Source organism: Curtobacterium sp. MCLR17_043 (genome assembly GCF_003224215.1).
Classification (GTDB): domain Bacteria; phylum Actinomycetota; class Actinomycetes; order Actinomycetales; family Microbacteriaceae; genus Curtobacterium; species Curtobacterium flaccumfaciens.
In genome coordinates, this window is the sequence record NZ_QKLH01000001.1 from 184,537 (window position 1) to 208,932 (window position 24,396).

The window sequence follows — 24,396 nt, forward strand, 5'->3', positions numbered from 1 at the left end:
ACGGCCGGGCGTGTCAGACGCACGTCTGCCGGGCAGCCCGAGCCCCCACCCACCGCGCGGGCCAGGCGTCCGCCGCCGGACGTCAGGCGTTCATGAACTCGCTCGGCTGCAGGGCCCGGCCGACGATGCGCACGTCGCCGATCGACCCGACGAACACATTGTCGAGCGTGCCGCCGTAGCGGTAGCCACCGAGCAGCCACGGCTTGCCGATCGTGCTCAGACCGCGGTTCGGGGTGGACGGGTTCCGCACGACCGGGCACCCGTCGACGTACAGCACGGTGTGCGTCCCGTCGTTCACCACGGCCACGTGCCACCAGGCACCGAGCGGCAACTCGTGTCCCCAGTTCGTCAGTGATCCGTCCTGGCTCGCCGGGTACACGCACCACTGCAGTTCGCGGTCCCCCGACAGGCTCAGCGTCATCGCGGGTTCGTCCGGGTCACCGTCGGCTCCGGTCGCCTTCCCCACCTGGCCGGCGCTCGAGTACTGCGACAGCAGGGCGCTGAACCCGTTCGCACTCGGGTCGAACGTGGTCGGCAGCACGAAGAACGCCTCGACCGTGTAGCCCCGGGGGAAGTGGGTCCGGTTGAGCGGTGCCGTGTCGACGGTCTGCAGGTGGTCGCCGCCGGTCTTGCCGCCCTGCAGCGCGAGGCTGCCGGCGCCCGGCTGGTCGGGGTGGTGCGCCGCCGTCCAGCGCAGCGCCCCTGCGACGGCACCGGTCCGCCGGGCGACCACCAGGTCGTTGCCCTTGCCGCTCTGGTCGCGCACCCGCGTCGTCGGCGCGAGCGCCGCCCCGTCCGGGTTGCCGTCGAACCGCCAGTACGCCAGCGTCCCCGGCACCAGCATGCGTGCCGCCGGCCGGGAGGCCCGTGGTGCGACCGGCGCGAACCCCGCGAAACGCGCGTCGAAGTCCACCGCCATGGTGAAGCGGTCGACGTCGCCACTGAGGTTGACCTCCTGGCTGCGAGCTCGTTCGCGTCGCCGAGACCGCCGGCGAGCAGGAACGGCGACAGCGTCTCGACGTCGATGACGTTCCGCTCGAGGTCGACGTGGTACAGCCGGATCATGGCCGCGCCGCCGTAGTAGCGGTTCTGGTAGTTGGTCAGGTGGAGTGCGACGTCGTGCCCCACGGCGTTCTTCGCCGTCGTGCGGCCCGGACCCCAGTAGTGCCCGTTGAGCGTCAGGAACACCTGGTCGTGCTTCGAGATGAAGGAGTCCCAGAGCTGCTGGCCGTAGGGGTCGAACGCCGCTCCACCGCTGGCGTCCGAGTCGACGAGGGCGTGCGTCGTGAGGATGACCGGAGCGTGCGGCCGGGCCGCGAGCACGGAGCTGGCCCAGGCGAGCCCGCTCGCGCTCGTCCGCCAGTCGAGCGCCAGGACGACCCACTCGCGGCCGGCCGCGGTGAACCGGTGGGCGGTGTTGTAGCCGTCGGGGCTCGAACCGATCCAGCCAGGGGCCTTCCGGAACCGCTGCGGACCGAACACGTCGAGGTACGGGGTGCGGCCGCGCTGGTCGTCGGTCGAGGAGTCGACGTCGTGGTTGCCGGCGAGCACGCTGTAGGGCGCCCCGGCTCGGTCGAGCACGTCGAAGACCGCACCGGACGCGCGCATCTCGGACGCCGCACCGTTCTGCGTCAGGTCGCCGAGGTGCACGAGGAACACCGTGTTGTGCCGGGCCTGCTCGCGGACGACGTACTCGAGCGAGGCGCGCATCGGTGCCTGGTCGACCGCGGCGCCGTCGAACATGTACTGCGTGTCCGGCATCACCGCGACGGTGAAGCGCGGCGAGGTCGTGTCCGGGTGCCACCGTCCGGTGTGGCCGCGCACCACGGCTGCCTGCGCGGCCGCCGCCGATCCGCCGAGCGCTGCCGGAGCCACGGCGGGTGCCGCGGTCAGCGAATCGGCGACGGCCGGGGCGCTGCCGAAGCCGTTCGACGCCCCGAGACCGGCGGCACCGGCGAGTCCGGACCCGACCAGGAAGCCCCGGCGGGAGACCGGGATGCGCTTGCTGCGCTCTCCGGCGTGGTCGTGGGCGTCGTCGCGGTCGTCAGGGCTGTTCTGCACAGCACCGCACCGTACGGATCGCGGGGGAACGCCCCGGGTCCGTTCCGTGAACTCCAGACCGGCCGCGGCTGCCGGTTCGGTGTGGACCGGTGAGGGCTCCTACAGCTTCTCGATCGGGGCGATCTTGATGAGGAGCTTCTTGCGGCCCGCGGAGTCGAACGCGATCTCGGCGATGCGCTTGGCGCCCTGCCCCGTCACCGCGGACACCGTGCCCTCGCCGAAGTCGACGTGCTTGATGCGGTCGCCGGCGACGAGTTCCATGTCGCCGTTGTCGCGCACCTGCCCGGACACCCGGTTCGCCCACTCGGTCTTCGGACGGGTCTTCGAGGCAGCCGCTGCGCGGTCGTACGAGCCGCCGCCCCAGCCACCACCACCGCGGTAGCCACCGCCGCCGCCGCCACCGCCGCCGAAGCCGCCGTCGCGCTTGGCGTTCAGGGCACGGGGCTGCGTGCCACCGCGGCTGTTCGCCATGCCCGGGGACTGCTTCCACTCGATGAGCCCCTCGGGGATCTCCTGCAGGAAGCGCGAGGGCATCGCCACGTTGACGTCACCGAACTGGGCACGGGTCATCGCGAGGGACAGGAACAGGACCTTCTTGGCGCGGGTGATGCCCACGTAGAACAGCCGGCGCTCTTCCGACGGACCGCCGGGCTCGTTGGCGGACATCCGGTGCGGGAGCAGGTCTTCCTCGACGCCGGTCAGGAACACCGCGTCGTACTCCAGGCCCTTCGCGGTGTGCAGGGTCATCAGCGACACCGTGCCCGAGGAGTCGTCGAGCTCGTCCGCCGCGGCGACCAGCGAGACCTCGGTCAGGAAGTCCGACAGCGTGCCCTCGGGGTTGTTCTTCTGGAACTCACGCGTCACGGCCACGAGCTCGTCGATGTTGTCGGCGCGTGCGGCGTCCTGCGCGTCGGGCGACTTCCGCAGGTTGTCGAGCAGCCCGGAACCGTCGAGCAGCTGCGTCAGGGTGTCGACCACCGGCTGTGTCGGGGCCTTCTCGGACACGGCGTCGAGCAGCGCCGCGAACTCCGTGATGGCGTTCCGCACCTTCGGCCCGAACCCGAGCTCGCCCGCGTGTCGCAGGGCGTCACGCATGGTGGTCTCGTGCTCGTCGGCGTAGCGCTGGAGCGTGGTCTCGGTGACCGAGCCGATGCCGCGCTTGGGCACGTTGAGGATGCGGCGCAGCGCCATCGGGTCGGCCGGGTTGGCGACCGTGATCAGGTACGCCATGGCGTCCTTGATCTCGGCACGCTCGTAGAACTTCGTGCCGCCGAGCACCCGGTACGGGATCGCCGCACGGATGAAGATCTCCTCCAGTGCACGGGTCTGCGAGTTGGTCCGGTAGAACACCGCCATGTCGCGGTAGTCCATGCCGTCTTCACGCAGGCGCTGGATCTCGTCGGCGACGAACTGCGCCTCGTCGTGGCCGGTGTACCCGGTGAAGCCGACGATCTTCTCGCCGGCGCCGACGTCGGTGAACAGGCTCTTCGCCTGGCGGTCGAAGTTGTTCGCGATGACGGCGTTCGCCGCGTCGAGGATGTTCTGCGTCGAGCGGTAGTTCTGCTCGAGCAGGATCGTCTTGGAGTTCGGGAAGTCCCGCTCGAACTCGACGATGTTGCGGATGTCCGCCCCGCGGAAGGCGTAGATGGACTGGTCGGAGTCACCGACCACCGTCAGGGACGCGGGGGCGATCGAGCCGTCGGTCTCGCGCATCCGGGCGACGTGCTGGCCGGAGTCCTCGAGCTTGTCGACCTGTTCGACCGGCACCGGGCGGGTGAGCTCGCGGATCAGGGCGTACTGGGCGTGGTTCGTGTCCTGGTACTCGTCGACCAGGATGTACCGGAAGCGGCGCTGGTACAGGGCGGCGACGTCCGGGAAGGCCCGGAACAGGAACACCGTCTGCCCGATGAGGTCGTCGAAGTCGAACGCGTTCGCCCGGCGGAGTTCGTTCGTGTAGCGCCGGAACACCTCGGTGAACATGACCTCTTGCGGGTCGTTCACGTTGATGTTGCGCGCGTAGGTGTCGATGTCCTGCAGCTCGTTCTTGAGCTTCGAGATCTTCGACGCCGCGGCACCGACGGTCAGCCCGAGGGAGTCGGCCTCGAGCTCCTTGATGATCCGCTTCAGCAGCGCCTTGGAGTCGGCGGAGTCGTAGATCGTGAACGACTGCGGGAACCCGAACCGCTCGGCTTCGCGCCGCAGGATGCGCACGCACGCCGAGTGGAACGTGGAGATCCACATCCCCTCGGCCTCGCCACCGACCAGGGCCCGGACGCGCTCGCGCATCTCGGCGGCGGCCTTGTTCGTGAACGTGATCGCCAGGATCTGCGACGGCCAGGCTTCGCGGTTGGCGAGCAGCAGCGCGATGCGGCGGGTGAGCACGCTCGTCTTGCCGGAACCGGCGCCGGCAACGATCAGCAGGGACTCGCCGCGGTACTCGACGGCTTCCTTCTGCTGGGGGTTCAGACCCGCGGTGAACGGGTCTTCGTACGCGCGGGCACCGGCGCCCGGCTCGGGCGTCGATTCGAAGGGGTCGAGCACGATCGTCATGTTCGGGACATTCTAGGCGAGACCCCCGACAGCGACCTCGTGCGGCAGGATGGCGCCGTGGCGATCACACCGGACCGACCTGACGTCTTCGTGCTCCCTGCGACGTCGGCCGCGGTCCCCACCACCCAGGACGTCCTCTGCATCCTGCCTCCGGACGGGCGCGACGACCCCGCCGCGATCGTCGAGAGCCACCGTCGGGTCCGTGCTCAGCGGTCTCGACAGGACACGGCGGGGTGCCTGGTCCCGCTGTCGGTCGGCCTGGTCACCGCTGGGCTGTGCCTGGCCGTACTCGGGGCCCTCGCTGCGTCGACGTTCCCGAGGAGTGCCCGGCTCCTCGTCGCCGTCGTGGTGTTCCTCGTCGTCTCGTCCGCCGTCGCGGTCCTCGTCGATCGACGGCGGCGCCGACAGCCACCGGTGCAGGCCCTCCCGGTGACACCGATCGACCCTCGGGTCGCCCGTCTCGCGCCCGGGGACCTGCCCGCGGCCGAGGTCATCCGTGCCTCGGCAGTCCTGCAGGCGCTCGACCGTGCGCGTGCCGACCTCCGGAAGGGCGAACACGACGCCGACCTGACGGACGCGCAACGGACGGTCTCGCCCGGCGACCGGAGCTCGTGGTTCTACCGGCCCGAGGACCTGGCCGGGCTCCGCGCCGCTGCCACGTCCGCACGCGAGGAGGCCCTCGAGGCCCTCCGGTCAGCCGGCATCCCGCTCGAGGCGCTCGAGGACTGACCGGGCACGCACCGCCAGGTCGGGGTGGTCGGCGAACACCCCGTCGAGTCCGGTGCGGATCACGGACGTGAACCACCGCTCCCAGTCGCCGAAGGCCGCGACGTCGCCGCCACGACGCAACGGCGACGGCAGGAACCGGTTCTCCGGCCGGAGAGTCCACGCGTACACCGCGAGCCCGGCGGCATGGGCGCGGTCGACGATCGCGCTGCGCACCGGCGTCGGGTCGTCGAGCGCGACGCTGTCGACGCCGGCCATCAGGGTGCCGAGGTCGACGCTGATGCCGTGGAACTCGGTCGCGAACGACGCGAGCGCGTCCTCGGAGCGCTCGGCGGCGTAGGTGGGGGCGAGCGATCCGTGGGACGCGACCTCGTCCGCGGCGCTGCCACGGGCCTCCTGGAGGTACACGAGCCGACCACCGGTCCCCCGTTCGCGCAGGTCGCGCAGCACGCCCTTCTCGAAGCTCTCCACCGTGAGCCGCTCGTCCTGCCGCCACCCGGCCTCGCCGAGCGCGGCGTCGACGAGTGCACCCATCGGGAACCCGGCGCGGTCGAAGGACGCGGCGTGCTTCACCTCGGCGACGAGCCCGACCGGGCGGGGCGCCGCGTCGAGGATCGCGAGCAGGTCGACGAGCCGCAGGATCGGTTGCGCACCGTCGTGCTCGGCGGATCCCGGACGCAGCACCGGCAGGCGCTCGCGGGTGCGGAGCGTCTGCAGCTCGGCCCACGTGAAGTCCTCGGTGAACCAGCCGGTCAGGGTCTGGCCGTCGACGGTCTTCGTCGTGCGCAGGTGCCGGAACTCGGGGTGGTCGGCGACGTCCGTGGTGCCCGAGACCTCGTTCTCGTGCCGGAGCACCAGCACGCCGTCCTTCGTGGGCACCAGGTCCGGTTCGATCGCGTCGGCGCCGAGTTCGATCGCGAGCTCGTACGCGCTCCGCGAGTGCTCGGGACGGTAGCCGGACGCACCGCGGTGGGCGATCACGAGGGTCATGGCGCGACCCTACTGGCCGCGGGTGACCAGCGGGGCGCCTGTGTCGCGGGACACACCCGGCGCTCCGAGGCCCGTCGTTCCCAGCGACGACGCCGACCATCGCCGCATGACCGTCCGTTCGCTCTCCACCGCCGTCGAGGCCCGGATCGACCGCGCCGCTCGCCGCCTGCTCGACGCCGGGCATCAACCGCACCGGCCCGTCCGGGTGTTCGTCACCGAGTTCCTGGTGTTCGGCGCGAAGCAGGCCTGGGCGTGCGCGTTCGGGGCGCTGCTGCTCGCGACCATGGCGGTGGTGCACCTGACCGTGCCCGCGGCGATGCGGAACGACGTCCTGACGATCGCGGCCGTGCTGCTGCAGGTCGGGATGCTCGTGTTCGGGCTCGAGACCGTGCGGGAGCTCCGGGTCGTCCTGCTGTTCCACGTCGTCGGGACCGCGATGGAGGTGTTCAAGACCCACATGGGCTCGTGGACCTACGAGTCGAGTGGGCTGTTCGTCGTCGCCGGGGTGCCGCTGTTCTCGGGGTTCATGTACGGCGCCGTCGGGTCGTACATGGTGCGGGTCTACCGGCTGTTCGACCTGCGGTTCGACCGGTACCCGCGGCAGTGGCTGCTGGCGGTCGTGGCGGGCGGGATCTACCTGAACTTCTTCGGCCACCACTTCGTCGCCGACGCCCGGTACGTGCTGCTCGCGCTCGTGCTGCTGCTCTTCGCCCGCACGACCATGCACGTTCGGATCCACCGGGCGACGCTGCGGATGCCCGTGCTCGTGGCGATGGCCCTCGTCGCGGTGTTCATCTGGGCGGCGGAGAACGTCGCGACCTGGGCCGGAGCGTGGAGCTACCCGGCGCAGCTCGCGGTGTGGCAGCCGGTGGCGCCGACGAAGATCGTGGCGTGGTTCCTGCTCATGACGATCTCGGTCGCGCTCGTCACGTGGCTCTACCCGGCGCTGCCGTCGGGACGGGCGCGCTCGACGGGCTCGACGGCGGACTCTCGACGTCCTCGGGGCGCGCGTGCAGCGGGCGACCCTAGGCTTCCCTCGACGGAGCCCGCTGGGCCCGCGTCCGCTCGCCGCGAATCCTCAGCCTTCCGCGACCGAGCGCCCCTAGGCTGAGAGGACTCGAATCTCCTAGGAAGAGGACACCATGGCCTTCAAGCCCGGTTTCGACCAGTCCCCCGCCTTCAACGCACAGGGGGCAAACACCTGGGGCGGGCGCGGTGCTGGTCAGCAGCAGGCCGGCTGGGGACAGACCCCGCAGCAGGCCCAGGGCGGCATGACCCCCGAGCAGCTGCAGTACATGTACGACCGCCCGACTGCGTCCCCGGTGGACACCGACCGCATGTCGTACGAAGACACCATCGTCAAGACGCTGCTCGCGTTCGGCGTGCTCGTCGTCGGCGCGGTGGCCGGTTGGAACCTGCCGCCGGTCGTCTGGATCGTCGCGGCGGTCGTCGGCCTCGTGCTCGGCCTCGTGAACACCTTCAAGAAGAAGCCGTCACCGGGTCTGATCCTGACGTACTCGTTCGTCCAGGGTCTGTTCGTCGGTGGCATCTCCGGCGCGTACAACTCGATGTGGGGTGGCATCGTCACCCAGGCGGTGTTCGGGACGCTCGGTGTCTTCGCCGTGACGCTCGCGCTGTTCGCATCGGGCAAGGTCCGCGCGACACCGAAGGCCACGCGCTTCTTCCTCGTCGCGATGGTCGGGTACATGGTGTTCTCGCTCATCAACCTGGTCCTGATGTGGACCGGAGTGACGGACACGGCGTTCGGCGCACTCGGGATCACGATCTTCGGCATCCCGCTCGGTGTGATCATCGGCATCCTCGTCGTGGTGATGGCGGCCTACTCGCTGATCCTCGACTTCGACCAGATCCAGACCGGTGTCCGTCGTGGCGCTCCCCGGATCTACGCCTGGACCGCGGCGTTCGGCCTGATCGTGACGATCGTCTGGCTGTACCTCGAGATCCTGCGCATCCTCGCCATCGTCGCGAGCAGCTCGCGCAACTAGTACCACCGCACACACGAAGGGCCCCGGCGCTGCCGGGGCCCTTCGTCGTTCCCGGGCCGGTGGAAGCGAGAGCGGCGGCCGGCGGTCCCGGCAGCGGCCCCAGTGGTCACAACACCCCGCCGAACGACCGTCGAGTGGTCACGAAGTGTCGCCCGGGCCGGGGCCAGCCGACAGTTCGTGGCCCCTCGGCACCGGGCCCGCGGGGTGTCGTGACCACTCGACGGCCCCGGCAGCACCCACGCCCACAACTCCAGCCGCCCGAGGTCGCACAACACGCCGCACGCGCAGCGCCCGGGTCGCGCGGACTGCCGTCACACGTCCCGGCAGACGGCAGTTCGTGCGACTCCGGCACCGACCCCGGCGCCGCCCACGGACGCACGAAGGCCCGGCACGCGTGACGCGTACCGGGCCTTCCGTTGCTCAGGGGAGCCCTACTCCCACTCGATCGTCCCCGGCGGCTTCGACGTGACGTCGAGCACGACCCGGTTGACGTCGGGCACCTCGTTCGTGATGCGGTTCGAGATCTTCGCGAGGGTGTCGTACGGCAGACGCGTCCAGTCGGCGGTCATGGCGTCCTCGGACGAGACCGGACGGAGCACGATCGGGTGCCCGTAGGTCCGGCCGTCGCCCTGCACGCCCACGGAGCGGACGTCGGCGAGCAGCACGACCGGGCACTGCCAGATCTCCTGGTCGAGGCCGGCCGCGGTGAGCTCTTCGCGGGCGATCTTGTCGGCCGCGCGGAGCAGTTCGAGCCGCTCCTTCGTGACCTCGCCGACGATGCGGATCCCCAGGCCCGGGCCGGGGAACGGCTGACGACCGACGATGACCTCGGGCAGCCCGAGCTCGCGGCCGACCGCGCGGACCTCGTCCTTGAACAGGGTGCGCAGCGGCTCGACGAGCTCGAACGTCATGTCCTCGGGCAGGCCGCCCACGTTGTGGTGCGACTTGATGTTCGCGGTGCCCGCTCCGCCGCCGGACTCGACGACGTCGGGGTAGAGCGTGCCCTGCACGAGGAACTTGACCTCGGCATCAGAGTCGGAAGCCTGGGCCTCGAGCACGAGTGCCTCGGCTGCGCCCTCGAACGTGCGGATGAACTCCCGCCCGATGATCTTGCGCTTCTGCTCGGGGTCGCTCACGCCGGCGAGGGCGTCGAGGAACTGCTGCTCGGCGTCGATCGTGATGAGCCGGACACCGGTGGAGGCGACGTAGTCCTCTTCCACCTGCTTCCGCTCGTCGGCACGCAGGAGCCCGTGGTCGACGAAGACGCAGGTCAGCTGGTCGCCGACGGCCTTGTGCACCAGGGCTGCGGCGACGGCTGAGTCGACACCACCGGAGAGCCCGGCGATGACCCGCGCGGAGCCGACCTGCTCGCGGATGCGGGCGACCTGCTCCTCGATGACGTTGCTGGAGTTCCAGTCGCCGGGCAGACCCGCGGCTCGGTGCAGGAAGTTCTCGAGCACGGCCTGGCCGTACACGGAGTGCTTCACCTCGGGGTGCCACTGCACGCCGTAGAGCTTGCGCTCGTCGGACGCGAACGCCGCGACGGGCGTCGATGCGCTCGAGGCGAGCACCTCGAAGCCGGCCGGTGCCTTGGCCACGGAGTCGCCGTGCGACATCCACGTCACCTGGTCCGCCGGCTGGTCGCCGAGCAGGGTGCTGGTGCCGGGGGCGAGGGTCACGTCGGTGGCGCCGTACTCGCGCAGACCGGTGTTCGCGACCTCGCCACCGAGGGCGGTCGCCATGGCCTGGAAGCCGTAGCAGATGCCGAGCACGGGGACGCCGAGGTCGAGGATGTCACCGTCGAGGGACGGCGCGCCTTCTTCGTACACGGACGACGGACCACCGGACAGCACGATGGCTGCCGGGTCCTTGGCGCGGACCTCGTCCGCGGTGATGGAGTGCGGCACGATCTCGCTGTAGACGTTCGCTTCACGGACCCGACGCGCGATGAGCTGCGCGTACTGGGCCCCGAAGTCGACGACGAGGACGGGACGCTGTTCGGTCTCGCTCACCGAGCGGCCTCCTTCTCACGCTGCTGGGCAGCGATCAGCTCGTGGTAGGTGTCCATGGCCCGCTGCTGCATGCGGTGTTCGACCACGAAGGACATGAACGGGATGATGCCCCCGAGGGCGATGAGCAGGAAGCGCGACGGCCTCCAGCGCATGATGCTCCACAGACGGAAGTCCGTGAAGAGGTAGAGCACGTACAGCCAGCCGTGGGCGATGAGGATCGCAATCGACAGGTTGAACGTGCCCGGGGTCTCGCCCGCCGTGCCGTTGGGCACGAAGAACGGACCGTTGCCGAGCTGCATCTCGAGCTGCAGCGGCGTGTACTTGATGATGACCTCGACCACCAGGGCGAGCAGCAGCACACCGGTGATGTACGCCGAGACGCGGTACCACTTCACCGCCCCCGGGATCTTGGGGATGTCACGGGTTCGGACGGTCAGGGCCATGCCGGCAATCCTACCGTCGGAGCGCGTCGGCTTCGGTGGCGAGCGCTGCCTCGCGCTCCTCTTCCTGCTCGCGCTCCCAGGCGTCCTTCACGAACCGGTACCAGAGGAACACGGCGAAGCCGGCGAAGACGACCCACTCGATCGCGTAGAACAGGTTGAGCCAGTCGAACTGGACCTCGCGCGACGGTGCGCGGTCGGCGATGGTGCCGAGGTCGGCGGCCTTCGCGGTGGTGCCGTCGGCGACGACGTACCCGAGGTACATGCGGTCGTCGAAGGCCTGCCAGGTGTTCACGAACCGGGCGGGGGCGACGGCGGAGTACTCGCCCTTCTTGTAGGCGTCCTGGTCGGGCGACTCCGCCGGGTAGTAGCGGCCCTGGATCGTGAGCGTCTGGCCGTCCGCCAGGCGCTCGCCCCCGGCGACGGCGGCCGACCGCTGGTCGGACCACCCGATGACGACCGGGAGGCTCGCCCCACCGTCCGAGTCCACCAGGTGTCCGACGGTCTGGTACTTCCCACCCCCGGTGCGGCCGGTCAGGACGGTGGTGTCGTCGGCGACGAAGGTCCCGGTGACGGTGACCTTCTGCCCGGCGAGACTCTCGCTGACGGGGCGCTCGGGGGTGGTGACCGCCTCGAGCGTGCGGCGGGTCTCGGTGGTCGCCGGCAGGGGCTTGCCGTTGGCGATCGACCGCTCCAGCTGCCACTTGCCCAGCCCGGCGAACACCGCCGCCAGCACGAGCGCCAGCAGCAGCAGCGCGATCCACCTCGGTCGTCGGGCAACGGCCCACATCTGTATCAGTACTCCGGATCGCGCTGTCGGACCGGGCGCTCGGGGCGCTCGGCGGGGATCTCGACCGGCGACGTCACGGGGGCGGACGTCGGCTCGGACCCCTCATTGTCTCGCTCGTCCCTGCCAGCTGCCTCGACGAGCGCGAACTCCTCGGCGAACTGGCGGTCCCGCTCGGCCTTCCGCGCCGCGGCGGTCGCGTCCGCCTCGGCCTCGGCCGCTTCGGCGCTCTCGGCGGCGGCTGCCGCGGCGACGGCGCGTCGGCCACCCAGGCGTCCGCGCAGGCGGATGAGCCGGCCCGGGCGCACCACGAGGCGGCCGATCCGGTCCGAGTTCACCGCGAGCAGCGGCCCGAGGACGGCCATGCAGAGGACGTAGAGGCCCGCGAAGGCGGTGATCCGCGCCTCCAGCCCGGCGGCAGCCGACAGCGTCGCGAGGATCAGCGCGAACTCGCCACGGTTCACCAGGATGACGGCGGTGTTGATGCCCTGCTGGACGTTGAAGCCGTTCATCCGCGCGACGATCTGGCCGGCGACCGCGTTGAGCACGACCGTCATGCCGATCGCGCCGAGGACGGGCCAGAGCACCTCGCCGAAGGTCGACAGGTCGAGGCCGAGCCCGAAGTTGACGAAGAAGAACGCGGCGAAGACGTCGCGCATCGGCAGGGCGAGCTGTTCGATGCGGTCGCGGTACCGGGTCGCTCCGCAGAGCAGGCCGATGACGAAGGCACCGATGGCGTCGGTCACGCCGAGCAGGTCGCCGATGCCACCGAACATGACCGCGAGTCCGAAGAACAGCACCGTGAACAGCTCGTCGTCACGGGTGGCGAAGATCTTCGAGACCCACTTGCCCGCGAAGCGCGCGAGCGTGAACATCACGATGAGGAACCCGAACGCCAGTGCCAGCTTGCCGACGACGGCCCAGACGTTGGTGTCGCCGGAGAGCACGACCGAGACGATCGCCAGGTAGACGGCGATGAAGACGTCCTCGATCACGGTGACACCGAGGATCATCGGGGTCTCGTCGTTCGCCAGGCGCCGGAGCTCGATGAGGAGCTTCGTCACGATGGCGCTCGAGGACGTCGCCGTCATGCCCGCGATGATCAGGGCTTCTCGGGTGCCCCAGCCGAGCGAGAACCCGAAGGCGAACCCCACGCCCATGTTGATGACGACGTAGGTGCCGCCCGACACCAGGAGCTTGCCGGCGTTGCCGTAGAACTCCTCTTGGTCGAACTCGAGCCCGAGGTTGAACAACAGCAGGATGAGCCCGAACGTCGCGATGAGCTCGATGGTGTGGGATTCGACGCTCAGCCCGAACCACGGGGTGTTCGGACTCGCGACGAGTCCGACCACCATGTAGATCGGGATGGCCGGCAGACCGATGGTCTTGCCGAGCCGGCCCAGGACGTAGGCGATGACGAAGAGCACACCGATGGTGAGCAGCTCACCACCCAGGTGCATGCGCTAGCTCTTCCGCGGGGCCTCGGCCGAGGCGGCCGCAAGCTCTCCGCTGCGGTAGAAGGAGAACGCCTTGGCGACCTTCTCGGGGGATCCGGCGACGACGATCGTGTCGCCCGGGAAGACGACGAAGTCCGACGAGGGCGCCGGGTTGGCGCTGTCGCCACGGACCACGGCGACGACGGTCAGGCCGATGAAGCCCGAGTCGTGCAGGTCGCCGAGGGGCTTGCCCGCGATGGCGTCGTCGTAGTCGACGGAGAACCAGTCGATGGACAGTCCCGGGATCTCGTCGAGCTTGTCGAGGCCCTCGGTGATCCGGGTGCCGCCGAGGAGTTCGGCGAGCGTGTGCGCTTCGTCCTCGCTGAGACGCAGCGAGACCTTCTCGGACTTGTCCGCGCCGTCGGAGACGTCGGCGAACGAGATGAGGTCGGAGTGCCCCGACCGGTGCGTGATGACACCACACTTGCCACCGTCGTCGGTGTAGAAGCTGTGCAGCACGCCGACTCCGGGGAGTTTGACGCGATGGACGTCGACCATGATGGCTCCCTCTTCGAGTACCCCCATGCTAACCACCCGGTGGTCCCGCGCATTCCGCGCACTACTGTTCTGTGGATGGGGAGAACACGGATCGTCGTCGCCGTCGTCGGGGTGCTGGTCGTCGCGCTGTACGCAGCGCTGCTGGCGGTGGACGCACTGGTGCTGGACCCGCTCGCCGCGGTCCCCGGTGCGACCCTGGCGGAGATCCACGCCGAGCTCTCGGAGCAGGGCTTCTCGGTCGGAGCGGACATCGCGACCGTCATCGGGATCGCCGTCGTCGGTGTCCTGTTCGCCGCGGGGCTGTCGGTGCTGCTGCTCATCACCCGGGCGAGGGCGCACGTCATCGCGGCAGTGCTGCTCGCCGTCGTCGTGATGGGGACGCCGATGTCGTTCGTGGCGGCGATCGCCCTCGGCATGGACGTCGCGGACGCCTACGGGGTCGGCGGCGGTGCCCACACGATCTGGTCGGGCGTGCTCTACGTGACGAGCCTCGTCGCGCTGATCGCGATCCCGGTGGTGCTCGTGGTCGGCCAGGCGGCGCACGTGCGCCGCGCCGCCCTGCGGGCGCACGCCGCCTGACGGACGTACCACGGGCCTCCAGTCCGGTCTTCCGTCCTTCCGGTCTGGAGGCGCGGGTGGAATCCGCAAGACGCCGTCGTCTTGTCGAGACGCCTCGTCGACACCGAGACGCCGCCGGATCCGGCGGCGTCTCGACGGCCAGACGGCGTCAACACGACACGACGGCGTCTTGTTCAACCCGCAGACGCCGGCTTCTCGGTGACACGACGGCGTCTGCTGGCCTCGCTACTCCGGCTCGCTCGTCTTCTCGCCGACGACCTGCTCGTCGGACGCCTTCGCGCCCTCGGCGCCGTCCGAACGGCCGCCGCCCACGACCACGTCGTCCTCGTCGAAGCCGAACGCGATGTCCGGGGCCTCGAGCCGCACGCGGTCCGCGCTCTCGTCGTCGGGCTGCAGCTGCGACTCCCGTTCGGCGGCGACGCGCTTCAGGTAGTTCGCGACCTCGTGCTCGGTCGTCTCCTGGTCCCAGCCGAGCACGTCCGCCATGAGCTTCGCGGCGACGGGCGCCGCTGACTCGCCGCGGTCCCACGCCTCGATGGAGATGCGGGTGCGACGGGCGAGGACGTCCTCCAGGTGCAGGGCGCCCTCGTGCGAGGCGGCGTAGACGACCTCGGCGCCGATGTAGTCGTCGGCTCCCGGCAGCGGTTCGGCGAGTGCCGGGTCCTGCTCGACGAGCTGCAGCACCTCGGTCGCGAGGGTCCCGTACCGGTTGAGCAGGTGCTCGATGCGGACCTTGTGCACGTTGAAGCTCCGTGCGGTGCGGGCGCGTCGGTTCCACGCGGCGGGGTAGCCCTCGGCGCCGAGGAGCGGGATGTCCTCGGTCGTCGACTCCGGGATCCTGCCGTCCATGGCCGCGACGGCCTCGTCGATGGCGTCCTTGCCCATCACCCGGTAGGTGGTCCACTTGCCGCCGGCGACCACGACGAGCCCGGGCACGGTGTGCGCGACGACGTGCTCGCGGCTGAGCTGCGAGGTCTGGTCGGACTCCCCCGCCAGCAGCGGGCGGAGTCCGGCGTAGACGCCCTCGACGTCCTCGCGGGTGAGCGGGACGGCGAGCACCTTGTTGACGTGCTCGAGGATGTAGTCGATGTCCGCCGCGGTCGCTGCGGGGTGCGCCTTGTCGAGGTACCAGTCGGTGTCGGTCGTGCCGACGAGCCAGTGCCGACCCCACGGGATGACGAAGAGCACGCTCTTCTCGGTGCGCAAGATCATGCCCGTGTTCGACTGGAACCGGTCACGGGGGATGACGAGGTGGACGCCCTTCGACGCCCGCACCTTGAACTGGCCGCGGGTGCCGATCATCGCCTGGGTGTCGTCGGTCCAGACACCGGTGGCGTTGACGACCTGCTTCGCGCGGATCTCGAACCGCTCGCCGGTCTGGATGTCGTGGGCCTGCGCGCCGACCACGCGCTCCCCGACCTTGATGAACCCCTCGATGCGGACGCGACTCGCTGCCTCAGCGCCGTACGAGGCGGCGGTGCGCACGAGGGACGCGACGTAGCGCGCGTCGTCGACCTGGGCGTCGTAGTACGTCATGCCGCCGACGAAGGCGTCCTTCTTGAGGCCGGGCATGTTCCTGAGCACCTGCTTCCGGCTGAGGTGCCGGTGGTGCGGGACGCCGGGCGGACGGCCGCCGGACCAGCTGAACACGTCGTACATCGCCATGCCGATCCCGATGTAGAAGCGCTCCCAGACCCGGTGGTTGAGCGGGTAGAGGAAGCGCACGGGCTTCACCAGGTGCGGGGCGATGCGCTGGAGCAGCAGGCCGCGCTCGATGAGGGCCTCGCGGACGAGTGCGAAGTTGAGCTGCTCGAGGTAGCGGATGCCGCCGTGCACGAGCTTCGACGAGCGGCTCGAGGTCCCCGAGCCCCAGTCGCGGGCCTCGACGATGCCGACGCTCAGGCCGCGGGTCACGGCATCGAGCGCACTGCCCGCACCGACGATCCCGCCGCCCACGACCAGGACGTCGAGCTCCTTGGTCTTCAGCGTCTCGATCGCGGCCGCACGTTCGTCCGGCCCGAGCTTCGCCGCGGGGTCGAACCCCACGCCGGGCGCCACGTCACGCGGACGTCCGGCCGTGCTGGTCTGCTTCGTCGTGCTGGACTTGGCCATCGTCGCCTCCGGGTCACGGTCGGCGCCGTGGCGTCACCCGGGTTCGTGCCCGGGTGCCACCGTCACTGGTGGTACGGCGCCACGACCACTTCTACTCGCTGGAACTCCTTGGCGTCGGAGTATCCCGTCGTCGCCATCGAGCGACGCAGGGCACCGACCAGGTTGGCGCGGCCGTCGTGGGTCGGCGTCGGACCGTTCAGGACGTTCTCGAGCGGGGCGATCGTGCCCACCTCGACCCGGCGGCCGCGGGGCAGCTCGGGGTGGTGCGCCTCGGCACCCCAGTGGTAGCCGCCACCCGGGGCCTCGGTCGCACGGGCGAGCGCGGTGCCGAGCATGACGGCGTCGGCACCCACGGCGATGGCCTTGACGATGTCGCCCGCGGTGTCGAGCCCGCCGTCGGCGATGACGTGCACGTACCGGCCGCCCGACTCGTCGAGGTAGTCACGACGGGCACCGGCGACGTCCGCGACGGCGGTGGCCATCGGGGCGTGGATGCCGAGCGCGGCGCGGGTGGTCGACGCTGCGCCGCCACCGAAGCCGACGAGCACGCCGGCGGCACCGGTGCGCATGAGGTGCAGCGCCGACGTGTACGTCGAGGCACCGCCCACGATCACCGGGACGTCGAGCTCGTAGATGAACTTCTTGAGGTTGAGGGGTTCCTCGGTCTGGGAGACGTGCTCGGCCGAGACCGTGGTGCCGCGGATGACGAACAGGTCGACACCGGCGTCGACGACCGTCTTCGAGAACTCCTGGGTGCGCTGCGGGCTGAGCGAACCGGCGACCGGCACCCCGGCTGCGCGGATCTCGGCCAGGCGTGCGGTGATCAGCTCGGCCTTGATCGGCTCGGAGTAGATCTCCTGCATGCGCTTCGTGACGTTGCCGTCGGTGAGCGACTTGATCTCGTCGTAGTACGGGGTCGGGTCCTCGTAGCGGGTCCACAGACCTTCGAGGTCGAGCACACCGAGGATGCCGAGCTTGCCCATCTGGATGACCGTCGCCGGCGAGGACACGGAGTCCATCGGCGCCGACAGGATCGGCGACGCGAACGTGAACGCGTCGATCGACCACTGCACGCTGACGTCGCGCGGGTCACGCGTCCGCCTGGAGGGGACCACCGCGATGTCGTCGAACGCGTACGCCCGACGTCCGCGCTTGCCTGCACCGATCTCGACTTCGCTCACTCGGACAGCCTACCGGGCGGGCTCTGCGGCGTGCACGGGCCGGACGGTGCGGGCGGAGACGTCACGGCGGAGCCGTCAGCGCGGACGCCGCGGGGCCCGTCGGCGCTTCCGGAGCGCCCGCAGCACGAAGCCGAGCAGGAGCGCGAGCACCACGAGGACGACGAGCAGCACGGCCGCGACCTTGACGAGCAGCGCCGCCCCGACGAAGAGCGCGATGAACACGAGCCAGACGAGGGCGTCGAGCACGAGGGGTCCGGAGGTGCGCACCCGCGGAACGATACCGACCCGCGCGGGGCGAGCCGCGCCTCCTGGCCGGGTGCGACGGACGACACCGTCGTCAACGGAAGACGCCGTCGTCAGCGCAGGACACCGCCACGCCGTCGCGACGCCGCCGAATTCCGAGGCGTCTCGACGGGACCGCGGCGTTGACGGAACACGACGGCGTCATGCGACCACAGCCATGCAACCAGGGGCGAGTAGCGCCTCCTGGCCGGGTACAGGAGCGGGGCCGTGCGGCGCGAAGCGACCACGCACGGCCCCACCCGTCACGGATACCACCCCCACAGCGGTACCCGTAGCCGACGACAGCGCTAGCGCTGTGCGTCGACGTCCTTGGCGAGCGTCCCCAGGTAGAGCTCGATGACCTTGGGGTCGTCAGCGAGTTCCTTCCCGGTGCCCGAGTACGCGTTCTTCCCCTGGTCGAGCACGTACCCACGATCGCAGATCTGCAGACAGCGTCGCGCGTTCTGCTCCACCATGATGATCGACACACCGGCCTTGTTGATCCGGCGGGTCCGCAGGAACGTCTCGTCCTGGCGCACGGGGGACAGTCCGGCGCTCGGCTCGTCGAGCAGCAGCACCTTCGGGTCCATCATCAGCGCACGGGCCATCGCGACGGACTGCCGCTCACCACCCGAGAGCGATCCGGCCCGCTGGTTCCGCCGCTGCGCGAGGACCGGGAACAGGTCGTAGATGACCTCAAGGCGCTCGGCGAACTTCCGGGGCCGCAGGTACAGCCCCATCTGCAGGTTCTCCTCGATGGACAGCGAGGGGAACACGTTGTTCGTCTGCGGCACGAAGCCGACACCGGCCTGCACGAGCTTGTTCGCCTTGAGGTTCGTGATGTCGTCACCCTGCAGGGTCACCGAACCCTCGCGGATGGACACGAGCCCGAACAGCGCCTTCAGGAGCGTCGACTTGCCCGCACCGTTCGGCCCGATGATGCCGATGAGCTCGCCCGGGTAGCAGTCCAGGTCGCAGCCGTTCAGGATGTTCACGCCCGGCAGGTAGCCGGCGACGAGGTTCTTCGCGCTGAGCACCGGCTCGCGTTCCAGCGTGGCCGCCGGGGACGGACTGGAGGCACTGCTCGCGTTCGTGGGGTCCGTTGCGTCCGTCATCGGGTCGTCTCCTCTGCTGCGTCCTCTTCGGCGACTTCCTCCGCCAGTTCCTCGAAGGTCTCCTCGGTGAGGAGCGAGTCGTCACCCAGGTCGGTGTCGTGGTGCGCACCGAGGTAGGCGTCGATCACGGCCTGGTCGTCCATCACCGTGTCCGCCGGGCCCTCGGCCACGACCTTGCCCTCGGCCATCACGACCACCCAATCCGAGATGTGCCGGACCATGTGCATGTCGTGCTCGACGAAGAGCACGGTCATGCCGTCGTCGCGCAGGGACTGGATGTGCCCGAGGAGCGACTGGGTGAGCGCGGGGTTCACACCGGCCATCGGCTCGTCGAGCATGATCATCGTCGGGTCGGACATCAGCGCCCGGGCCATCTCGAGCAGCTTGCGCTGTCCGCCGGACAGCGAACCTGCGTAGTCGTCCGCCTTCGTGTCGAGCTTGAACCGGGCGAGGAGGTCCTCGGCCTTGGCCGTGATCTCGCGCTCCCGCTTCGCCCACACCGGCTTGACCAGGGCGGCGAAGAAGTTCTCGCCGGGCTGGTCGCGGGCACCGAGGAGCATGTTCTGCATCACGGTGAGCCGCGACAGCGCCTTGGTCAGCTGGAAGGTGCGGACCATGCCCTTGTTCGCGATGTGCGTCGCGCTCGTCTTCTGCAGCGTGGCGCCGTTGAACTGCGTCTTCGCACCCGGGCTCGGCTTGTCGAACCCGGTGAGCAGGTTGAAGAACGTGGTCTTGCCGGCGCCGTTCGGGCCGATGAGGGCCGTGATGGAGCCGCGCTGGACCTCGAGGTGGTCGACGTCCACGGCGGTCATGCCCCCGAAGCGGCGGGTGACGTCGTCGACGGTGAGGATCGGGTCGGCCTTGGGGTGGTCGTAGGTCTCAGACACTGAACGTCAGCTCCTTCTTGTTGCCGAGCAACCCCTGTGGACGGAACACGATGAGCAGCATGAGCGCGACGCCGACGAGCACGTACGAGAACTGCTCGGCCTGCTGCGCGTTCATGATCGAGTCGGGGATGAAGTCGCCGGCCAGCGTGCGGATGAAGAGCCGGACGACGAAGAAGAGCACGGCTCCGAGCACCGGTCCGAACACCGTCGCCGCACCACCGAGGATGAGCGCCGTCCAGATGAAGAACGTCATCGAGCGGCCCATGGCGTCCGGTTGCACAGAGCTCGGCAGCACGTAGATGATGCCCGCGATCGCACCGAGCGCCCCACCGAACACGAGCGCCTGCATCTTGTACGAGTAGACGTTCTTGCCGAGCGAGCGGACGGCGTCCTCGTCCTCGCGGATGGCCTTCACCACGCGGCCCCACGGGCTGCGCATGAGCAGGAAGAGCACCAGGGTGAACAGGGCGACCATTGCCCACGCCGCGATGCGGATCCACCAGCCGTTGACGCCGTTGTTCGCGTACGTGAACCACAGGATCGTGGTGGTGCCGTCGGGCAGCGGGCTGAGGGCGGTGAACGGGTCGCGGTAGCTCGACCCGGTGATGCCGTTCGAGCCGCCCGTGGTCGAGGTGAGCAGGCTCGAGCGGCCCACCATGCGGATGATCTCGGCACCGGAGATCGTGACGATCGCCAGGTAGTCGCCGCGCAACCGCAGGGTCGGGATGCCGAGGATGATCGCGAACACGATCGAGACGAGCAGGGCGATGAGCACCGCCATCACGAACGGCAGTCCGTTCGTGATCGAGATCGCGAAGCCGTAGGCGCCGAGCAGCAGGAACGCCGCCTGGCCCATGTTCACGAGGCCGGTGAGCCCGAAGTGCACGTTCAGGCCGATCGCGGCCAGCGCGAACGCCGCCGTGGTCGGGGCGAGTGCCTCCTGGGTGAGCGAGGACAGCAGGTTGAGGATGTAGTCCATGCGCGTGCTCCCTTAGCCGATCCGCTCGGCGCGGCCGAAGATGCCCTGCGGCCGGAACAGCAGGATGAGGATGAGGATGACGAGGGCGGTGGCGTACTTGAAGTCACCGGGGAGCACCAGGTTCGTGAGCTCCACGACGACGCCGATGATCATCGAGCCGACCAGGGCGCCGTACGCGGTGCCGAGGCCGCCGAGCGTGACCGAGGCGAACATGAGCAGGAGCAGCTGGAGCCCGGTCTGCCAGTTCACGCCGTTCAGGACGAGTCCGAGCATCACGCCGGAGAGCCCCGCGAGGCCGGCGGCGAGCGTCCACACGAAGCGGATCACCCGGTCGACGTCGATGCCGGAGGCCGCGGCGAGCGCCGGGTTGTCCGACACGGCGCGGGTCGCCCGGCCGAAGCGCGTCTTCGCCAGGAAGAGCCCGGTCGCGACGAGGACCACGAGCGCGATGCCCATGGCGACGTACGACTGCACCGTCAGGGTGACGCCGGCGAACCGCACGGTCTCCGGGTTGCCCTGCTGGATGCGGACCGTCGAGGCTCCGAAGAAGTACTGGAACGCGTACTGGGCGGCGATCGAGAGACCGATCGTCACGATCATGAGCTGCGTGAGGCTGATGCGCCGTCGCCGGAGTGGGCGCCAGATCGCGGCGTCCTGCAGGTACCCGGTCGCGGCGCACAACAGCGTGACGACGATCCCGGTGACCCAGATGTTCCAGCCGAGCTGGTTGGCGAACACGTACGCCAGCAGACCGCCGAGGGTGACCTGCTCACCGTGCGAGAAGCTCGACAGCCCCGTCGTGCCGTAGATGAGCGAGAGCCCGATGGACGCCAGGGCGATGAGCAGCCCGAGCCGGAGCCCGGAGGCGAACTGCTGCCAGGCCCGCTGGATGCTCACACCCGACGAATCCGTCGAGGTCGTGGCGCCCTTCTGGTCGGACAGCTGGAAGATCTGCCCGACGTTGGCGTTCAGGGTGGCCTGCACCTTGCGCTCGGCGTCGGCGGCGTTCGTCAGGTACTGGCCCTTCGGCAGGGTGCCCTGGTCGACGCTCACCGTGTACTCGCCGGCCGTGTCGACGCTGACGGACCAGCGGCCGTCGCCGTTCGTCGTGGCCGTCTCGTCGAAGCCGCTCGGGCCGGTCACGTCGACGTCGACGCCCTCGGCCGGCTCACGCTCGGAGTCGGTGATCGTGCCCTGGATGCACCCGTTGTCGGGGCTGACGGTGCACGCCTGGCTGGTGGCCGGTGCCGAGGTGGCACTGAAGGCCGGCAGGGTGACCGCCCAGTCGATCAGGAAGGTCGCCAGGAACGCGGCGACGAGCACGGCCGCCAGGACCGGTCGTCGTCGTGCGTGGCGGAGGCGGAACAGGCGCGGCTGCGCCCGTCCCGGAGGAGTGATGGATCCCACGGAAGAGCCTCTCGTTCGGATGACGAGGAACCTATGGGGATTTTGTGACACCCGTGTTTCCAACACGTTCCCTGTGTGATTCGTACCCGAACTGTGACGTTGTGGAGGAACGCTCCGAGGCGGGCGCGATCCGTGCCTCCAGGCGGAATGCGGCGACAGCCGCTCGCGTTACCATGTCCTATCCGGAACCCGTCGTCGTGTTCCCGGTGTCTCGACACTTCACTCGCCCACGAAGGGGACCCATGGACCAGCCGGATCCGTTCGGATTCATCGGACTCACGTACGACGACGTCATGCTGCTGCCCGGGCACACCGACGTCATCCCGAGCGAGGCGTCCACGGCGTCCCGGCTCACCAAGCGGATCTCCGTCAACGTCCCGCTGCTCTCCGCCGCGATGGACACCGTCACCGAAGCCCGCATGGCCATCGCCATGGCGCGCCAGGGCGGGATCGGGATCCTGCACCGCAACCTGTCCATCGAGGACCAGGCTGCCTACGTCGACAAGGTCAAGCGCTCCGAGTCGGGCATGATCACCAACCCGGTGACCACCACCCCGGACGCCACCGTGGCCGAGGTCGACGCGCTCTGCGGCCAGTTCCGCGTCTCCGGCCTGCCGGTCGTCGAGCAGGACGGCACCCTCGTCGGCATCATCACGAACCGCGACATGCGCTTCGTGGCCTCGTTCGAGCAGGCCACCACGTACGTGCGTGACGTGATGACCAAGGCGCCGCTGATCACCGCGATGGAGGGCATCGACCCCGAAGAGGCGATCGCCATCTTCGCGCAGCACAAGATCGAGAAGCTGCCGCTGGTCGACGCCGAGGGCAAGCTCCGCGGCCTCATCACCGTCAAGGACTTCGACAAGAGCGAGCAGTACCCGGACGCCACGAAGGACGACGAGGGCCGGCTCCGCGTCGGTGCCGCGATCGGCTTCTTCGGGGACGCCTGGCAGCGCGCCGAGGCCCTGCGCGACGCCGGCGTCGACGTGCTCGTCGTCGACACCGCCAACGGCGAGAGCGAGGGCGTGCTCGACATGGTCCGTCGGCTCAAGGCCGACCCGACGTTCGACGCGATCGACGTCATCGGCGGCAACGTCGCCACCCGCGCGGGCGCCCAGGCGCTCATCGACGCCGGCGTGGACGCCGTCAAGGTCGGCGTCGGTCCGGGCTCCATCTGCACCACGCGCGTCGTCGCCGGTGTGGGTGTGCCCCAGGTGACCGCCGTGTACGAGGCCTCCCTCGCCGCACGCGAGGCCGGTGTGCCGATCATCGCCGACGGTGGCCTGCAGTACTCGGGCGACATCGCGAAGGCCCTGGTGGCCGGTGCCGACACCGTCATGCTCGGCTCGCTGCTGGCCGGCACCGACGAGTCCCCCGGTGACCTGGTGTTCGTGGGCGGCAAGCAGTTCAAGGCCTACCGCGGCATGGGGTCCCTCGGGGCCCTGCAGACCCGCGGCAAGAAGACCTCGTACTCGAAGGACCGCTACTTCCAGGCGGACGTGCCGAACGACGACAAGCTCATCCCCGAGGGCATCGAGGGCCAGGTGCCCTACCGCGGCTCGGTCGGCAACGTCGTCTACCAGCTCACCGGTGGGCTGCGGCAGTCGATGTTCTACGTCGGCGGTCGCACGATCCCCGAGCTGAAGGCCCGTGGCAAGTTCGTCCGCATCACGGCGGCGGGGCTCAAGGAGTCCCACCCGCACGACGTCCAGATGGTCGTCGAGGCGCCGAACTACCGCAGCTAGACAGCGTTCGACAGCACGCCCCCGTTCCCCTGTGGAGCGGGGGCGTGCTGCGTTCCCCGGCGGTAGTGTCGCGACATGGCCAGCGCCGTCTCACACACCACGATCGACTCCCGCGACGCCTACGCCCAGTCCGAGTGGTGGAAGCAGGTGCTCGGGTACGTCGATCTGCCCGACGACCCGAACGCCCCCGGGCACGAGGAGTGCGAGATCACCGCACCGGACCGGTCGCACACGGTGCTCTTCATCCAGGTGCCCGAGGCGAAGACCGTGAAGAACCGGATCCACTTCGACCTGCGCCCCACCGACCGCACCCGCGACGAAGAGGTCGAGCGGCTCCGCGGCATCGGTGCCGTGGAGCTCGCCGACCTGCGCCACCCGGACGGCGGATGGGTGGTCTTCGCCGACCCGGAGGGCAACGAGTTCTGCGTCCTGCGGTCCCAGGCCGAACTCGACGAAGAAGCCGTCCAGCAGAGCTGACGAGCAGGCCGGCCGCCAGAGCTGACCAGCGCGCCGACCGGCAGAGCTGACCGGCCCGGCGTCCGG

Annotated in this window: 21 protein-coding genes and 1 pseudogene; 6 read left to right on the top strand and 16 right to left on the bottom strand. The window is 69.8% G+C overall.

Translation table 11 applies throughout. From position 1 onward, the window contains the following. Positions 1 to 82: 82 nt before the first annotated feature. The 3 genes and pseudogenes from DEJ03_RS18165 to DEJ03_RS00915 all read right to left on the bottom strand — a co-directional run bounded on the left by DEJ03_RS18165 (position 83) and on the right by DEJ03_RS00915 (position 4,611). Positions 83 to 919: a LamG domain-containing protein gene (locus tag DEJ03_RS18165; protein WP_258370437.1), complete on the bottom strand. Its 837-nt coding sequence runs from the start codon at positions 917 to 919 to the stop codon at positions 83 to 85. Positions 920 to 1,326: 407 nt separating this feature from the next. Further along, positions 1,327 to 1,761, bottom strand: a pseudogene (locus DEJ03_RS18170) (metallophosphoesterase); the annotation flags it as partial. A gap of 399 nt (positions 1,762 to 2,160) precedes the next feature. After that, positions 2,161 to 4,611: an ATP-dependent helicase gene (locus DEJ03_RS00915; RefSeq protein ID WP_110863185.1), complete on the bottom strand. Its 2,451-nt coding sequence runs from the start codon at positions 4,609 to 4,611 to the stop codon at positions 2,161 to 2,163. Positions 4,612 to 4,668: 57 nt separating this feature from the next. On the opposite strand from DEJ03_RS00915, the gene DEJ03_RS00920 reads away from it, so the two are divergent. Then, complete coding sequence (locus tag DEJ03_RS00920; protein ID WP_110863186.1) at positions 4,669 to 5,340, top strand: hypothetical protein; 672 nt, start codon at positions 4,669 to 4,671, stop codon at positions 5,338 to 5,340. Here the strand turns inward: DEJ03_RS00920 and DEJ03_RS00925 are convergent. Next, positions 5,305 to 6,327 carry a glycerophosphodiester phosphodiesterase family protein gene (locus DEJ03_RS00925; protein ID WP_110863187.1) on the bottom strand — a complete coding sequence of 341 codons (1,023 nt, stop codon included), beginning with the start codon at positions 6,325 to 6,327 and terminating at the stop codon, positions 5,305 to 5,307. The genes DEJ03_RS00920 and DEJ03_RS00925 overlap by 36 nt on opposite strands. Before the next feature lie 106 nt (positions 6,328 to 6,433). On the opposite strand from DEJ03_RS00925, the gene DEJ03_RS00930 reads away from it, so the two are divergent. Continuing rightward, a complete protein-coding gene (locus DEJ03_RS00930) occupies positions 6,434 to 7,438 on the top strand; it encodes a DUF817 domain-containing protein (protein WP_110863188.1) in 1,005 nt (334 codons plus the stop codon). A 31-nt stretch (positions 7,439 to 7,469) separates the two neighbouring features. Continuing rightward, complete coding sequence (locus DEJ03_RS00935; RefSeq protein ID WP_071404645.1) at positions 7,470 to 8,333, top strand: Bax inhibitor-1/YccA family protein; 864 nt, start codon at positions 7,470 to 7,472, stop codon at positions 8,331 to 8,333. Between the two features lie 431 nt (positions 8,334 to 8,764). On the opposite strand, the gene guaA is transcribed toward DEJ03_RS00935, so the two are convergent. Genes guaA through DEJ03_RS00960 form a run of 5 tightly spaced genes read right to left on the bottom strand, consistent with a single transcriptional unit; the run spans position 8,765 to position 13,566 of the window. Then, positions 8,765 to 10,345: a glutamine-hydrolyzing GMP synthase gene (gene guaA / locus DEJ03_RS00940; RefSeq protein WP_110863189.1), complete on the bottom strand. Its 1,581-nt coding sequence runs from the start codon at positions 10,343 to 10,345 to the stop codon at positions 8,765 to 8,767. Further along, positions 10,342 to 10,788, bottom strand: a complete 447-nt coding sequence (locus DEJ03_RS00945) for a DUF3817 domain-containing protein (protein ID WP_017885467.1) — start codon at positions 10,786 to 10,788, stop codon at positions 10,342 to 10,344. Before DEJ03_RS00945 ends, guaA begins: the two co-directional genes overlap by 4 nt. Positions 10,789 to 10,798: 10 nt before the next feature. After that, complete coding sequence (locus DEJ03_RS00950) at positions 10,799 to 11,575, bottom strand: SURF1 family cytochrome oxidase biogenesis protein (protein ID WP_017885468.1); 777 nt, start codon at positions 11,573 to 11,575, stop codon at positions 10,799 to 10,801. Between the two features lie 5 nt (positions 11,576 to 11,580). Beyond that, positions 11,581 to 13,032, bottom strand: coding sequence for a cation:proton antiporter (locus DEJ03_RS00955; protein ID WP_027466692.1), 1,452 nt, complete (start codon positions 13,030 to 13,032; stop codon positions 11,581 to 11,583). Positions 13,033 to 13,035: 3 nt separating this feature from the next. Next, positions 13,036 to 13,566, bottom strand: a complete 531-nt coding sequence (locus tag DEJ03_RS00960; RefSeq protein WP_017885470.1) for a cation:proton antiporter regulatory subunit — start codon at positions 13,564 to 13,566, stop codon at positions 13,036 to 13,038. Positions 13,567 to 13,641: 75 nt separating this feature from the next. Here DEJ03_RS00960 and DEJ03_RS00965 point away from each other — a divergent pair, with 75 nt between their 5' ends. Then, positions 13,642 to 14,145, top strand: coding sequence for a hypothetical protein (locus DEJ03_RS00965; RefSeq protein WP_110863190.1), 504 nt, complete (start codon positions 13,642 to 13,644; stop codon positions 14,143 to 14,145). Between the two features lie 225 nt (positions 14,146 to 14,370). Here the strand turns inward: DEJ03_RS00965 and DEJ03_RS00970 are convergent, their stop codons facing one another. From DEJ03_RS00970 to DEJ03_RS01000, 7 genes are all read right to left on the bottom strand, one after another. Then, on the bottom strand, positions 14,371 to 16,257 hold the full coding sequence (locus DEJ03_RS00970; protein WP_071245430.1) for a glycerol-3-phosphate dehydrogenase/oxidase: 1,887 nt from the start codon (positions 16,255 to 16,257) through the stop codon (positions 14,371 to 14,373). A gap of 62 nt (positions 16,258 to 16,319) precedes the next feature. Next, positions 16,320 to 17,438 carry a GuaB3 family IMP dehydrogenase-related protein gene (locus DEJ03_RS00975; protein ID WP_027466694.1) on the bottom strand — a complete coding sequence of 373 codons (1,119 nt, stop codon included), beginning with the start codon at positions 17,436 to 17,438 and terminating at the stop codon, positions 16,320 to 16,322. 75 nt (positions 17,439 to 17,513) lie between these two features. Further along, positions 17,514 to 17,705 carry a hypothetical protein gene (locus DEJ03_RS00980; protein ID WP_027466695.1) on the bottom strand — a complete coding sequence of 64 codons (192 nt, stop codon included), beginning with the start codon at positions 17,703 to 17,705 and terminating at the stop codon, positions 17,514 to 17,516. A 323-nt stretch (positions 17,706 to 18,028) separates the two neighbouring features. Continuing rightward, complete coding sequence (locus DEJ03_RS00985) at positions 18,029 to 18,835, bottom strand: ABC transporter ATP-binding protein (RefSeq protein WP_027466696.1); 807 nt, start codon at positions 18,833 to 18,835, stop codon at positions 18,029 to 18,031. After that, a complete protein-coding gene (locus DEJ03_RS00990; protein ID WP_110863191.1) occupies positions 18,832 to 19,722 on the bottom strand; it encodes an ABC transporter ATP-binding protein in 891 nt (296 codons plus the stop codon). The genes DEJ03_RS00985 and DEJ03_RS00990 overlap by 4 nt, the downstream gene beginning before the upstream one ends. Then, positions 19,715 to 20,701, bottom strand: a complete 987-nt coding sequence (locus DEJ03_RS00995) for a branched-chain amino acid ABC transporter permease (RefSeq protein ID WP_110863192.1) — start codon at positions 20,699 to 20,701, stop codon at positions 19,715 to 19,717. Before DEJ03_RS00995 ends, DEJ03_RS00990 begins: the two co-directional genes overlap by 8 nt. Before the next feature lie 12 nt (positions 20,702 to 20,713). Beyond that, entirely contained in the window at positions 20,714 to 22,024 is a 1,311-nt protein-coding gene (locus DEJ03_RS01000; protein WP_110863193.1) for a branched-chain amino acid ABC transporter permease, read from the bottom strand. A gap of 326 nt (positions 22,025 to 22,350) precedes the next feature. Between DEJ03_RS01000 and guaB the strand changes: the two genes are divergently transcribed. Both guaB and DEJ03_RS01010 read left to right on the top strand, forming a co-directional pair. Then, positions 22,351 to 23,853 (top strand): IMP dehydrogenase, encoded by a 1,503-nt coding sequence (guaB, locus tag DEJ03_RS01005; protein ID WP_110863194.1) that lies wholly within the window; start codon positions 22,351 to 22,353, stop codon positions 23,851 to 23,853. A 75-nt stretch (positions 23,854 to 23,928) separates the two neighbouring features. Further along, complete coding sequence (locus DEJ03_RS01010; RefSeq protein WP_110863195.1) at positions 23,929 to 24,330, top strand: VOC family protein; 402 nt, start codon at positions 23,929 to 23,931, stop codon at positions 24,328 to 24,330. Positions 24,331 to 24,396: the final 66 nt, after the last annotated feature.